Raw genomic sequence first — 13,684 nt, 5'->3', positions numbered from 1 at the left:
CCTCCCCCTGGGCTCGTCTGCCGCTGCCTCGTGATCTTCCCGGTGGCGGGGCCCACAGACTCTACGGCGGGGTGTCACGAAAGCGCCGTCGGGTGGCGCAGCGTCGGATCTGGCTGGAGGCCCCGCAAGCCATTCCAAGCGAGGTTGACCATGTGGGCCGCCACCGCTTCCTTGCTCATGGAGCGGTCCTCCAGCCACCACTGGGCCGGCATGGCGACGATGCCGACGAGCATCTGGGCGTACAGCGGCGCGGTGGAGGCCTCAAGCCCGTGGGCGCGGAACTGCGCGGCGAGGATGCCGGAGACCTGGATGGCGACATCGGACAGGAGCGTGGAGTACGTCCCCGCGGCGCGGTCACTGCCCGCCAACAGCAGGCGGAAGCCGTCGGGCGAGTTCTCGATGTAGGTCAGCAGGGCCAGCGCCGCGCGCTCGACGATCACCGAGGGACTGCTTGAGGAGCGCAGCGCCTCGGTGATCGTGGAGGAGATCATCGTCAACTCGCGGTCCACGATGACGGCGTAAAGGCCCTGCTTGCCGCCGAAGTGCTCATAGACCACCGGCTTGGAGACCGTGGCCCGGTGAGCGATCTCCTCGATGCTCGTGCCCTCGAAGCCCCTGTCCGCGAACAGGGCGCGCGCCACGGCAATGAGTTGCTCGCGCCGCTGGCTGGCGCTCATCCGGGTGCGCTTGGGGGTCATGGGGATCGGCGCAGAGGGCCGGGCCTCAGGCCTCGGCGGGCACGACGCGGCCGGCCAGGGAGATCGCCTCATCGACGGCCTGGCGCAACTGCTCGGGGATCGATCCCCACACCCGCATGATGAGGTCGGCGGGGATCGTGGGCAGGCCCGCCATCCGCAGGATGATCGCCGCCTGCGGATGGGCGTGGGCGTCCGGGCTTATGGCCCAGAAGCCGGCCATATCCGGGGCGGGGCGCAGCCGCTGGGGCTCGGCCTCCGGGATGAGGGATTCCAGGACGGCCTTCTGGGCGCTGTGCCGCCCGGCCTTGGAGGAGTCGTCGGTGGCGGGGACGATCGCCAGATCGACGACGAACTCCGGGCGGCCAGCCTCGCACCTGACGACGCGGGCCTCGGAGCCGAGCCGATCAGCGCGCGAGAGGCCCTCCAGGACCTGTAGCAGGAAGGGCTCGGCCGAGGGGTCCAAGGCCCCCGCGGCCCGTCGTCGCGCCTCGATCCGCGCCCATCCCGGTGCCGGGTAGGTGGGGATGACGATCCAGTCGCGCGGGTCGGGTCGAACGGCGATCTCCATCGTTGTCCTGCTTCCTCGTTTTCCTCGTCGTCGCCTCTGCGCGTCAGCGCTCACGCCGCCTCATCCCGGGCGGCAACTGTTGACCGCGCGCCGATTGCCGGTCCATGGGCCTTCGGGCGCTAGTACCGGCTAGTCCTTGACACGGTACCCCACCTTGCCGAAGAGAACGCGATCGCCGGGAAACACAGGTTCTGGGATCCCCGGGACCGCGCGGCGCGAGGTGCCCCCATGGACGATGGTGGTGCCGTTGGTGGAGTGCAGGTCGGTCACCCACAGGCCGTCGACAACCGGGATGAGCAGGGCATGGGTCTTGGAGATGGACAGCGAGGTCCCGCGCAGCACGAGGAGGCTCGCCTCGGGGTGCTCCGGCGAGGTCACCGGGTCGCGGCCCAGGACGACGACGCCGGCCAGCGCGATCTCCCCCCCATCCCGCTCGGGGACGAGGATGGCGGTGGCGCCGGTGTCCTCGATCGCGGAGGGCATGCGGATGGACTGGACGGTGGAGTCCAGGGAGTCCTCGCCATCAGAGTGCGCCCCCAGGTTCATGTGGCGCAGATCGACCGGCTCCGTCGGGGGAGGAGCGCCGTGACCCCGCCCGACGCGTGGCGCGATCGGCGCGCTCGCGGCGCTTGCCGTGCTCGCGCTGGGGGCGCGGGTGACGGGCGCGCTCGTGGTGGTGAGGGCCGGCGCCTCAGCGGGCGCCGAGTCGGCCTCGGGGGTCTCGGCGTCGATGACGGGCCCGGTGGCGCCGCCGTCGGGGGCGGGGGCCACCGAACCGACGACGAGGCCGGCGTTCAGGGCGTCCAAGCCACTGCCGTCGAGCGTGGGGCTGTCGAGCTCGGGAGCCTCCCCCGACCAGGGTATGGAGCCCAGGATCGCCACGGCGCCGGGCTCCTGCGCGCGCGAGGAGGAGCGCTCGTGGGGGCGGCGCATGGGGTGGCGAATCGAGTGGCGCAAGCGGGAGGCGTGATCGGAGCCCGTCCCCGCCGCCGAAGAACTGGCCGCCGGGACCGACGGCACCGCCGAGGGGGTGGTCGGCGAGGGGGCGGCCAAGGTCTCACCGGTGGCGCCCGCAAGATGCTCCACGGAGGGCACGGCTGACGGCGTCATCATCGCCGTCGGCTCGTCGGCCGGGGAACTGGCCGGGGAGGCGGCCGGGCCGCTGGGGGCGGAGCACGGGCCGCTGACTCCCCCGGGCGGGGCGAAGGAACTGGAGTGCTTCGTGGAGATCAGGCGCATGCGGCTCAGGCGGTCGTGCCAGCCCATCCCCTCGGGGTCCCTCGCCGCGCTGCGCAGCATGAACAGGCCGCCGAGGCCAGCGGTGATGAGGATGAGGTCGGTGTGGACGAAGGCCCCCACGAGAGAGGGGTTGTCATTAGAGGCGTCCACCATCCGCACCCCGGCGATCCTGCCGCCGGGCGTCCAGCCCGTGGTCGCGATGAGGGCGAATCGGGCGAGGAGGAGCCCCACCGCGGTGACGCCCGCGGTGATCAGGAAGCCCAGCGCCCCCTTGGCGAGCAGCGTGATGATGGTGCCGATCACTAGGCCCAGGAGGATGTCGATGATGACGGCGAGGAGGCGGGCCTTCGGGGACGCCGGGAGCGCGGGACCGGGGGCTGCCTGTCGCTGGTCCCGCTTCGGCGCCTGAGTGGTGGTGGCGGTCACGCGCGCTTTCCCTTCGCGTCGGAGATCTTGGTACCGCCCCTCACGCAGTGGCCGCTGCTGCCCCGGCCTCGGGCTCGGGCGACGCGACCTCCTGGAGGAGGGCCCTGCGCAGCATCGTCGACGAGGTCGTCGGCGTGTACGGCAGGTAGACGACGCGGGCGCCGACCTCCGCCATCTGCTCTTCGAGCAGTCGGCCCTTGTCGGTGCCGCGCCAGTCTGTTCCCTTGAAGAGTACATCGAATGGCGCGGTTCGCCAGGCCAGACGCTTGTCCTGATCGTGATCGAGGATGACGTGATCGACCATCCGCAGGGCTTGGACGAGGGCCATCCGCTCGTGCTGGGGCACGATCGGACCTCGGCCTTTCATCCGTTCCAGGGAGGCGTCCGTGGCCACTCCGGCGATGAGGCGGTCACAGTGCGCGGCCGCAGTTGTGAGGATATTGAGATGGCCGACGTGAAGCATGTCGAAGCCACCGGGCACATAGCCGACGATCATCAGTAGGCTCCCTTCCCGCCGGTGACGGCGCGCGCGGTGGCGGCCAGGATCTTGGCGTCGATCAGCGCGCCGCGGTTCTCGACGTAGTGGCGGTCGAGGGCCACGGTCGAGCTCCAGGACAGGTCCGAGCGGCCCGAGACCTGCCACAGGCCGGTCATGCCGGGGCGCACGAGGAGACGGCGGCGCGCCTCGCTGTCGTACCGGGCGACCTCACTGGGCAGGGCCGGCCGGGGGCCCACCAGGCTCATCTCGCCGCGCACGACGTTGATGAGCTGGGGGAGCTCGTCCAGGGAGGTGCGGCGCAGGATCCGGCCCACGCGGGTGATCCGCGGGTCGCGGGAGTCCTTGAACAGGACCTGGTTGCCCGAGTCGCCGCCCCGGGCGATGAGCGCGGCCCGGCGGGCGTCGGCGTCGGCGTACATGGAGCGCAACTTCCACATCGTGAAGTGCGTGCCGCCCAGGCCCACGCGGGTCTGGGAGTAGAAGGGGCTGCCGGGCGACTCCAGGCGCACGGCCAGGGCTGCGATCCCGATGATCGGCGAGGCGATGAGCAGGAGCGCCAGGCCGACGATCCGGTCGACGACCTTCTTGCCGAATTCGCGGGTGCGGCGGGTCTTGACGCCGATGAGCGCCGTCCAGCCGTGCGTGACCGGCAGGCCCGTCAGGCGGCTCGGGACGACGTCCTGGAGGCCGGGGGCGACGATGAGGCGCACGTGGGTGCCCTCCAGCCCGCGCATGAGGGAGCGCAGGTCGTCGGGGGCGACCGCGCCGAGCGTCATGACGACGTCGATCATCTCCTCGCAGACCATCTGGGCTAGGTCGTCGGCGTCCGGAACCGCCATCGCGTTGCGCAGGCTCCCGGGGGCGCCGGAGGAGAGGTAGCCGATGACGAGGAAGCCGTCGGCGGGGTGGCGGCGCATCTCATGGAGCATCGGCTCGGCGCCGGGGCCCATGACGATGAGGGTGCGGCGCAGTGCGTGGCCGTCCATGCGGCGGCGACGGAGATGGCTGGACTCGATCACCCTGCCCATCAGGATGAGGACGAACTGGGCGGCCAGCAGGCAGGTCACGGCGATCGGCCCGAGGGGGGAGCCCAGGGCCCGGTGGGCCAGGAGGCTGACCGGCAGGGCTAGCGCGTGGAGGCCGAAGAGCGTGGGCAGCGGGATGGAGCCGTGGTCAACGGCGGCGGTGCCCAGTCCGCCCAGGGCCCAGGCGCCGATGATGATGAGGATGCCGATGGTCATGGCGGCCAGGGTGGCCTCGGCCCCGCCGAGGGGCAGGGCGATCCAGGAGGGGATGGCGATCGCGACGAGGTCGCTGAGCACGATCCAGGCCAGGAGGTCGCGGCGCATGGAGGACCATGCGAGACGGCCGTGCGTGGTCTCGGCGAGGGGGAGGCGCGCCAAGGGCAGACCGGTCTCCGGCCTGATAGTGGCCGCAACATCATTCAGGTACATCAGGGCTCCTGTTGAAGTATGCGAGGGATGTTCGGGGAGAGACCCAGAAGGTGGAAATGTCCAGGTCAGGCTAGGTGTCATAGGGTGAAGTCGCAGGGAGCGACCCGCTGGGAGCCTGAAGGTCAGACCTTTTCGTGGGAGCGACGGGTCGGAGTCGTCGCCAGTGGGCTTGATTCGGGGTTCTAAGCAGATTCTATCTCCCAGGCGCACTCCTTGGGCAATGTCGTATCGCACGTGTGTGCGATTGATGCCCTCCGGCGGCGGGGGCCGCCGGAGTGGCCGTGAAAGGCTGCGTGGTCTGTGGTGATCGCCGGCCAGGGTGATCGTTCGGGCCTCTTGGCGCGAAAATGGTCCAGACCTCTGGCCTGTGGCTTCGCCGCTGAGCGATCCCTGTGTGAGATGCGCCGCCGTCGTGGGCCGCGGGGCCTGGGACCAGCGGGGGAGCGCCGTCGATCACGGAATGGCGCCAAAAGCCCAGGGGCCATCGGGCCTCGGGAAGACCGGCTGCTAGAGTCTGCCCGTTCCCACGGCGTCTCTGACGCTGGTCCCTGCCCTGTTGCAACGAGGTACCGCTATGCCCATCCAGCCCGCCCCCCGGAGATCCGGGCCATGGGCCTCGGTCGGCCGAACAGCCGGCGCGAAGATGGTCGTCATGGTCGTCGCAGGCGTCTTCGGCCTCATCAACACCCGGCTGATCCTCAGCCACTTCGGCGCCGACGCCTACGCCCAGTACGGCCTGCTGGCGACCTTCCCCACCCTCCTGCCCTTCACCGACCTGGGCATCGGCGCGGTCATCCTCAACGTCGTCGCCGGCTCTACCGATCCCGCTCATGACTCCGCGCTGCGCCGCACCCTGACCACCGCCATCCGCGTCCTGCTCGTCTCCACGGTGGTCATCTGCACCGGGGGCATCGTCATCCAGCTCCTGGGGGCGTGGCCCACCCTGCTTGGCGCCCGGCTCATGGATGGCGGCGGCGCCACCGCCACCATCTGCCTCCTCATCTACGCGCTCGCCCTGCCGCTGAGCGTGGGGCAGCGCATCGTCGTCGGGCTCGGCCGATCGGCCACCCAGGTCATCAGCTCCGGCGTCGTCTCCCCGGCGATGACGACCCTCCTCATGCTGGCCATCGTCACCCGCATGGACTCGGGCAACGCCGTGTCCATCTACTCCTACCTGGCCAACACGCTGGTCTCGATCATCTGCATCATCGTGGCCTGGCGGGCCACCGGCCCCCTCCTCCGGCAGGCCGCGCGCGACGTGCCCCGGCTGCGAGAGGTCCCCGGCGTCAAGGTCATCAACACCGCCGGTCCCCAGCTCTTGCAGTCGCTCGTCCTGCCCATCGCCTTCCAGACCGACCGCATCCTCCTCAGCCACCTGGGCGCCTCCGACGCGCTCGCGCAGTACAACCTGGCCAACACGCTGTTCAACCTGCTCACGCAGACCGTCGTCGCCGCCGGCGTGGCCATGTGGCCGGTGTTCGCGAGGGCCCGCTCGGCCGGGCGGATCGCCAGCCCCCTCAAGCCCTCGGGGGTCTTCGCCTGCGTCGCTGGGGTGATGTCGCTCGTCATGGCGCTGCTGGCCCCCTGGGCCGCGGACATCCTGTCCGACGGCGCCATCCACCTGCCGACGCTGCTCATCGTGGCCTTCGCCGTGTCGGTCGTCGTCGAGGCCGCCAAGTACCCGTTGGGCATGTACATGACGGACCCGCGCGGCCTGCGCTTCCAGGTGGCCCCCGTCCTCGTGCTCGTCCCCGCCAACTTCGCCCTGTCCTGGGTCCTCATCGCGCCCTTCGGCGCGGCCGGACCCGTCTTGGGCTCCGTCATCTCCGTGTTCATCTGCCAGTCCATCCCCTACCTGTGGTGGGTGCGGCGCGACCTGGCGCGCCGTCGCCGGGCCGGTGAGGGGGGCGGGACTCCCGCCGACGACGCCCGTCCCACCACCGCCTGATCCCCTACCCGCATACTTGGAGACCTCATGAGAACCTCGAAGCCAGTGAGTCCCGGCCCCGCCGGCGGCGCGCGCCCCAGCATCGGTGAGTCGATTCGGGCGCTGTCGACCGCGCAGAAGGCCAAGGCGGGCGCCCCCCTGTACTCGCGCCTGGTCAACCGCCCTCTGGGAAGGGTGCTGGCCGCCGTCGCGCACCGCCTGGGCGCCACCCCGGACCAGGTCACCATCCTGTCCGCGGCCTGCACGATGACCGGCATCATCCTCATCGCCGCCCTGCCGCTGACCGTGTGGGCCGCGCTCGTGACGGCGGGCCTGCTCGTGCTCGGCTACGCGCTCGACTCCGCCGACGGCCAGCTCGCCAGGCTCCGCCACGGCGGCTCGAAGGCGGGGGAGTGGCTTGATCACGTCGCCGACGCGATCAAGCTCTCCAGCCTCCACCTGGCCATCGCGATCTCACTGTTCCGCTTCGCCGACGTCGTCGCCTCCCGGCCGGCCCTGCTGCTTCTGCCGCTGGCCTACAGCGCCGTGCAGAACGTCCACTTCTTCACCTACATCCTGACCTACCAGCTGCGCTACAACGGTGGGACCCCGCTGGCCAAGGATGAGGGGCGCGCCGGGATGCTCAAGTCGATCCTGTCCGCGCCCACGGACTACGGGCTGCTGTGCATCGTGCTTGCGCTGCGCTGGGCGCCAGAGCCCTTCCTCGTGATCTACGCGTTCATGCTCCTGGGGTCGGCCGGCTACCTCGCCCTGGCCCTGCCCAAGTGGTACCGGGACATGCGAGCCCTCTGACACCCCGCCCCTTCCCGCCCCGCCCCATCGCCGAGACCGGTCGAAAATAGGAGCGAGACCGGTCCGCGAACCGGTCTCGCTCCTATTTTCGACCGGTCTCGGCAATGGAGGATGGGGGTTACTGGAGGAGGGACTCGACGGCGTCGACGATCTCGCTGCGGTAGCGCTCCACGGAGAAGCGCTCGGCGGCGTCCGCCTGCCCGGCCGCCGCGAGCCCGCGGGCCCGGGCGGGGTCGCGCTCGAGCTCGGCCAGCGCCGCCGCCAGGGCCTGCGGCGACGCCGGGTCGACGAGCAGCCCCGTCTCGCCATCGCGCACGACCTCCCTGAGGGCCTGGGCGCGCGAGGCCACGAGCGGGCGCCCCGCGTGCAGGGCCTCGGCGGCCGTGTTGCCGAAGGACTCGCCCAGCGAGGGGACGATGACCGCATCGGCGTCGGCCAGGAGGGGCCAGGTCGGGTTGACGTAGCCCAGCAGCTCGACGGCGCCGCTCAGGTCCGGCTGGCTGATCCGCTCCCGCAGCTGCTCCTCGTACCACTCGTATCCTGGGAAGACGGATCCGGCCACCACGAGGCTCGCGTCCACGCCCTCGGCGCGGAGCAGGCCGATGGCCTCCAAGGCGATGTCGATCCCCTTGCGGGGTGAGAGCCGGGAGATGAGAGCCACTCGGAAGGGGGTGCCCGCTGCCCGATCCCGCGGCCCCGGGAGGGGCCGCTCGGGGCCGGGGACGCCGTTGTGGATCACTCGCGTGCGCTTCTTGAGCAAGGGGTGGGCGGACAGCAGGACGTCCCGGGTCGCCCCCGAGTTGGCGACGACGGCGCGCGCCGCCAGCAGCGGCGCGTAGAGGCCGGCGCGGATGATGAGCGGCTGGGAGTCCTCCGCCTCGTGCGCGTGGGCGATGGCCGGCACGCCGGCGAGCCGCGCGGCCAGCGGCCAGGTCGGGATCGTCACGGTGTTCGTCAGCACCGCCCGGGCCCCGGAGGACCGGATGATCCTCGCCAGGCGCAGCGCCTCCGGCCCCGCTCCCGCGCCGAGCCCCACCAGCCCGCGCGGGTTGAGCAGCGCCTTGCGCAGCACGGTGAAGGGGATGATCGCCACCGTGGCCCCGGCCTGGCGCAGCACCGGGACGAGCGGGCCGTCGGCGGGCAGAGCCACCTTGACCACGTGGCCGGCGCCGACGAGCGCGTGGATGGTCTCGACCAGTTGCAGGTCGGAGCCGTACAGGTCGGGGGAGGGGTGGGCGACGAGGATCGTGCTCATGCGGGGAAGGCCCCCGTCCTGCGTCCCGAGGGGCGGTGGTGCACCGGGCCGCCGATGGCCAGGCGGCGGCACAGCGCCTCGTAGGAGTCGGCGACGGCATCCCAGTCGTAGCGCTCGGCCCGCTCCCGGGAGAGCTCGCCGCGCGCCGCCGTGCCGGCCGGGTCGGACTCGGCGGACTCGATGAGGGCGCGGACGTCACCGGCGGTGGTCCAGTAGCGGCCGGCGGGCCCGAGCACCTCCCGGTTGAAGGAGACGTCGAAGGCGTCGACGGCGGCCCCCGCCCCGATCGCGCGCAGCAGCGAGGGGTTGGTGCCCCCCACGGAGTGCCCGTGGAGGTAGACCGCGGCCCCGCCGTAGAGCTGGTCGAGGAGCTCCTGGTCCCACAGGCCCCCGAGGAGCCGGACGCGGTCGTCGGCCAGGGAGTGAATCCGCTCGGTGTACTCGTTGGCGTAGGGCGCCGAGCCGACGACGACGAGCGGGTGCTCGGCGCTGGAGGCCGCGTAGCCCTCGACCGCGACATCCACGTGGTTCTCCACCTCGAAGCGGGCGACCACCAGGTGGAAGCGGCCGGCTTCAAGGCCCAGCTCGGCCAGGCGGTCGGTGCCGGCGTGGATGCGCGGGGCGCCGTAGGCGATGAGGTCGGTGGGGGCGTGGAACTCGGTGTCGTAGTAGTCGGCGATGCCCTGGGCGTCGGCGATGAGCGCGTCCGAGTAGCGCACGGCCAGGGCCTCGGCCGCCCGGTAGTAGCGCTTGCCGGTGGGGCCCCACTTTCCGCGCTGCCACTCCAGGCCGTCCACATGCGTGGCCACCGGGATGCGGGCGGCGCGCAGGGCGGGCAGGAAGGGGGAGTTGGCGGCGTTGAAGACGATGGCGGCGTCGGGGTGTGCGCGGCGCAGGAGGTGGACGGTGCTCAGGGCCGTGTGGGAGAGGGTCTCAAGGCTGCGCTTACGCATGGCGGGCAGCTCCACGAGGCGCATGCCGAGGTACCTCTCGGGCAGGGGCGTACCGGGCTCGGGGTTGCGGCAGTAGACGAGAACCTTGTGCCCCTTGGCGGCCAGGCGCCTGCCGACCTCCTCGATGGCGGTCTCGAAGCCCCCGTACCGGGCGGGCACCCCGCGGGTGCCGATCATCGCGATGCGTAGTCGGTCGGGGGAGGAGGTGATCACGTCGGGGCCTTTCAAGCGGGGCGCGGGCCCGTAGCGTGCCGGTGCGCCGGAGGATTGGGACGGCCGGGCGCACTGGATGGGGCGGCTCCGGCGGGGCGACGGCGCGGGGCCGTCTCATGGGAACACCGCCATGGTACCGAGCCCGGGAGCCCCGCCCCATCGCGTGGGAGGGCGATGCGAATCATCCGGCGCCCGGTCATCCGGCGCTCGGCGGCCACTCGCCGCTGTGAGTCACGCTGCCCGAGGCGTCGTCCCAGGTGAAGGTGGACACGGAGCGGCCGCTCGCGCCGGCGTTGGACTCCCCGTCCTTCGACCAGGTGTAGGTGGCCTGGATCGTCGCGTCGTCGATGCGCTCTACGGCGGGCTTGAAGCCGTAGGACTCAAGGGACGCGGTGCCGACGTACTCGCCGTGGTGGAAGAGCATGATCTGGTAGGGCGACGACGCGGTGGCGCCGTGGACCGGCAGCGTCACCCAGGACAGCGGCGCGCAGCGGTCGTAGGTGCTCAGATCGGCCTCGCCGGGGCTCCAGTTCATCCCCGCCGGGGGCGCCGGGACTTCGTCGAGGGAGCCGGCGACGGCGGTCGCGCCCCCCATGGCCGCGCACTGCTCGGTGGGGGCCTGGGATGGCTGCGCGCCGGTATCCGAGGCCTGCGCGGGGGCCTGGGGGAGCGCTTGGGTGGGGGCCTGGGGCGGCTGCGCGCCGGTATCCGAGGCGTTGGCGGTGGATGCCGTGCCACCACTGGCCGGGGCGGTGCCGGTGGCGCCGCCCCCGCAGGCGGTCAGGGCCAGTGCGAGGAGGAGGGCGCCAACGGGCGCCAGAGCGGACGATCGGGGCATGATGACTCCTTGGCCGATTTAGATCGAGTGTGTTGCATCTCACTAGAGTAACGGAAGGGGTGCCGTACCCGATAGGCCTGTCGGGGTTCTCGTGCGTCGCGGTCGGGGCTGACCGCGGGGTTTGGGCACGCCAGAGGTCGGATGGCTGGCTCAAAGGGTGGTAAGGCGCGCCTGACATGGGGTGATGTCCGGAGCGCTCTCGATGGCGCCGGATGGGCGAAGGTCGCGTTATTTAGGGAACCCCCAGGGCGAATTTCGTAACCTGAAAGTTATCTGAGTGTTATTGTCGAGTGTGGCGCCTGGCCCCATCCGAGCTCCCGCGGCGATGCTCGGCGCCCTCGCTAGAAGTGTCCCTGCATCCCCAACCGTTGAACGGAATATCTCTATGCGTCTACGTTGCCATGCCCGAAGGCTTGCCATGGCCTCCGCGCTCCCCCTCGCCCTGGCGGCGCTGCCAGTCCTCCCCTTCACGAGCCCGGCCGCCCACGCCGCTGACGCCCAGGGTGCGGCGGGCGGGGTCGCCATCGCTTCGCCAACGCCCCTCCCGACCGCCCAGATCAACGGCGTCGTGTGGGATCAGAAGATCGTCGGCAATACGGTCTACGCCGTCGGAGAGTTCTCGAGCGCGCGTCCGGCCGGTTCCGCTCAGGGGCAGAACGAGGTCCCGCGCTCCAACGCGATGGCCTACGACATCACCACCGGCGCCCTCCTCGACTGGGCGCCCACCACCAACGGCGTCATCTACTCCATTGACGCCTCGAAGGACGGCAAGACCCTCTACCTCGGCGGCAACTTCACCAGCCTCAACGGCGAGAGCACCTTCCGCCTCGGCGCTGTGAACGCCTCCGACGGCAAGCGCGTGAACCTCGGTATCTCCCCCAACACCGAGGTCCGCGACGTCCAGGTTTCCCCCGACGGCGGCACCCTCTACTTCTCCGGCGCGTTCACCCAGGTCAACAACAAGGCCCGTTACCGCGTGGCCGCCGTCAGCCTGCCCTCCCTGACCCTGACCGAATTCGCCCCCCGGGTGGGTCGCGGCCTCGTCCGCACCGTCACCGTCGCCCCTGATGGCAGCCGGGTGGCCATCGGTGGCTCCTTCCGCGACGTCGGCGGCTTCTCCCACCCCGGCCTGGCGATCCTCGGCAGCGACGGCGCCGTCCAGTCGACCAACATCAACTCGGTCGTGCGCAACTCCGGCACCTACGCCGCGATCTTCTCCCTGAAGTCGGACAGCCAGGGCCTCTACGGCGTCGCCTACTCCCAGGAGGGCAGTTTCGAGGGCCTGTTCCGCGCCAGTTGGTCGACCGGCGACCTCGACTACATGGCCGACTGCCACGGCGACACCTACGATCTCTTCCCCGCCGGCGGCGTCGTCTACGTCGCGGGCCACCCGCACGACTGCCGCAACATCGGCGGCTTCGGCGACACCGCGCCGACGAGTTACTACAACGCCCTGGCCTACGTGAACGGGCGTACCGGCACGGTGCAGCGGAACCACGCCCGCGGCTACACCGACTACTCCGGCCAGCCGGCCACGACGGCGCTTCAGAACTTCCGCCCCAACTTCATCGTCGGCAGGTACACCGGCATGGGCCAGGCCACCTGGACCGTTGAGGGCAACGACAAGTACGTCGTCTACGGCGGCGAGTTCGTCGGCGTCAACAAGAAGGGCCAGCAGGGCCTCGTCCGCTTCGCCATCGACTCCACCGAGGTCCCGCCGCAGGGCGAGGGCGACGACAACGGCGGTCACGACGGCCGCCAGGGCGATCGCCACGACGGCCGCAAGGGCGGCAAGGGTGGCAAGGGCGGTCACGACGGCCGCAGGGGCGATGGCCGCGACAACCGCGACGACGACTGGAATGACTGGTGGGACCGCGGTGGCCGTCACGGCGACTGGAATGACTGGTGGGGCCGCGGTGGCTGGAACGACTGGTGGAACCGCGGCTGGGGATGGCGCTGATGACGCGCCGCCACCTGAGGCGTGTGGGGATGGGTGCGCCGCGTCGCGCGGCTCGCCCGCCCCTCGCCCTCTCCGTGGCGCTGGTCCTGGCGCTCGGGGCCTGCTCCAGCGGTGAGGCCTCCGACTCGGCGTCCTCCGCCTCGCCGACCGCCGACGCCACCGCCAGCACGGCGGTCCCGGCCAGTAGCGCAGAGCCCACGGTGACGGGCGAGCCACTGCCGACCGGCCCCGAAACGCCGTCGGCGCAGGCCTCACAGGATTCCACGGCCCTGAGCCAGGGCGACATCTCAGCCGATGAGCTCCCTCCCGTCGCCCCCGACCAGACGAGCACCGTGGATGGGGCCGATATCGCGCTGGGCGCCATGCGCTCCGAAGACCTCAAGGCCGGCCCCGGGGAGACCGGTGGCCCGGGCGTGGTCATCCCGGTGAAGATCACGAACAACACCGGATCGGAGTTGTCGCTGTCCGGCCTCGTGGTCACCGTGACCTACGGCGCGGACAAGTCCCCGGCGGCTGAGTTGGTCAGCGCCTATGGCGAGGTGCCCGACTCTGTCGCTCCGGGGGAGACGCAGACCGTGGAAAAGGCCTTCACGATCCCCGCCTCCGGACGAGGGCAGGTGCACGTCGTCGTCGATCTCGGCCCCGATCACGCGGCCGCTACCTTCGACGGCGCGGCGCCCAGCTGAGCCCAAACCGCCCATCCTCCCGCCCGTCGCGCCCGCATGGCGCGGCGGGCGGGATGCGTATCGGGGCGCCGCCGGGCGAGCCGCGCCGCCATGGGGCGCGCCGGCAGCGCCGATGCGCGCGGACATGGGGCGCCGCCGGGCTTGCCGGGCGCGCC

General features: G+C 71.5%; 12 protein-coding genes. 4 read left to right on the top strand and 8 right to left on the bottom strand.

Going from position 1 to position 13,684, the window contains the following annotated elements; genetic code table 11:
* Window positions 1–74: 74 nt before the first annotated feature.
* The 5 genes from GVV76_RS09585 to GVV76_RS09565 form a co-directional block, all read right to left on the bottom strand.
* The gene (locus tag GVV76_RS09585; protein WP_159626657.1) at window positions 75–698 is read right to left on the bottom strand and encodes a TetR/AcrR family transcriptional regulator; all 624 of its coding nucleotides are present in this window, start codon (window positions 696–698) and stop codon (window positions 75–77) included.
* Window positions 699–723: 25 nt separating this feature from the next.
* Window positions 724–1,266, bottom strand: a complete 543-nt coding sequence (locus GVV76_RS09580; RefSeq protein ID WP_159524491.1) for a hypothetical protein — start codon at window positions 1,264–1,266, stop codon at window positions 724–726.
* Window positions 1,267–1,395: 129 nt separating this feature from the next.
* A complete protein-coding gene (locus tag GVV76_RS09575; protein ID WP_159626656.1) occupies window positions 1,396–2,931 on the bottom strand; it encodes an RDD family protein in 1,536 nt (511 codons plus the stop codon).
* Between the two features lie 40 nt (window positions 2,932–2,971).
* A complete protein-coding gene (locus GVV76_RS09570; protein ID WP_159524489.1) occupies window positions 2,972–3,427 on the bottom strand; it encodes an adenylyltransferase/cytidyltransferase family protein in 456 nt (151 codons plus the stop codon).
* Window positions 3,427–4,884, bottom strand: coding sequence for a sugar transferase (locus GVV76_RS09565; RefSeq protein WP_328703570.1), 1,458 nt, complete (start codon window positions 4,882–4,884; stop codon window positions 3,427–3,429). Before GVV76_RS09565 ends, GVV76_RS09570 begins: the two co-directional genes overlap by 1 nt.
* Window positions 4,885–5,536: 652 nt before the next feature.
* Here GVV76_RS09565 and GVV76_RS09560 point away from each other — a divergent pair.
* Together GVV76_RS09560 and GVV76_RS09555 are read left to right on the top strand one after the other, a co-directional pair.
* Window positions 5,537–6,832, top strand: a complete 1,296-nt coding sequence (locus GVV76_RS09560) for an oligosaccharide flippase family protein (protein ID WP_201292232.1) — start codon at window positions 5,537–5,539, stop codon at window positions 6,830–6,832.
* Window positions 6,833–6,859: 27 nt separating this feature from the next.
* On the top strand, window positions 6,860–7,624 hold the full coding sequence (locus tag GVV76_RS09555) for a CDP-alcohol phosphatidyltransferase family protein (protein ID WP_159626654.1): 765 nt from the start codon (window positions 6,860–6,862) through the stop codon (window positions 7,622–7,624).
* Window positions 7,625–7,742: 118 nt separating this feature from the next.
* Here the strand turns inward: GVV76_RS09555 and GVV76_RS09550 are convergent, their stop codons facing one another.
* From GVV76_RS09550 to GVV76_RS09540, 3 genes are all read right to left on the bottom strand, one after another.
* Window positions 7,743–8,879 (bottom strand): glycosyltransferase family 4 protein, encoded by a 1,137-nt coding sequence (locus GVV76_RS09550; protein ID WP_159626653.1) that lies wholly within the window; start codon window positions 8,877–8,879, stop codon window positions 7,743–7,745.
* Window positions 8,876–10,009, bottom strand: a complete 1,134-nt coding sequence (locus GVV76_RS09545; protein ID WP_413227762.1) for a DUF1972 domain-containing protein — start codon at window positions 10,007–10,009, stop codon at window positions 8,876–8,878. Before GVV76_RS09545 ends, GVV76_RS09550 begins: the two co-directional genes overlap by 4 nt.
* 232 nt (window positions 10,010–10,241) lie before the next feature.
* Window positions 10,242–10,883: an LppP/LprE family lipoprotein gene (locus tag GVV76_RS09540; protein WP_159626652.1), complete on the bottom strand. Its 642-nt coding sequence runs from the start codon at window positions 10,881–10,883 to the stop codon at window positions 10,242–10,244.
* Window positions 10,884–11,301: 418 nt separating this feature from the next.
* Here GVV76_RS09540 and GVV76_RS09535 point away from each other — a divergent pair, with 418 nt between their 5' ends.
* Window positions 11,302–12,843 (top strand): hypothetical protein, encoded by a 1,542-nt coding sequence (locus GVV76_RS09535; RefSeq protein ID WP_236263381.1) that lies wholly within the window; start codon window positions 11,302–11,304, stop codon window positions 12,841–12,843.
* A 29-nt stretch (window positions 12,844–12,872) separates the two neighbouring features.
* The gene (locus GVV76_RS09530; protein WP_159626651.1) at window positions 12,873–13,529 is read left to right on the top strand and encodes a hypothetical protein; all 657 of its coding nucleotides are present in this window, start codon (window positions 12,873–12,875) and stop codon (window positions 13,527–13,529) included.
* Window positions 13,530–13,684 lie beyond the last annotated feature (155 nt).

It is taken from the genome of Actinomyces sp. zg296 (assembly GCF_009829695.1).
Classification (GTDB): Bacteria; Actinomycetota; Actinomycetes; order Actinomycetales; family Actinomycetaceae; genus Actinomyces; species Actinomyces marmotae.
The sequence above is the reverse complement of the archived record's forward strand: the minus strand, read 5'-3'. Positions and strand labels throughout refer to the sequence as shown.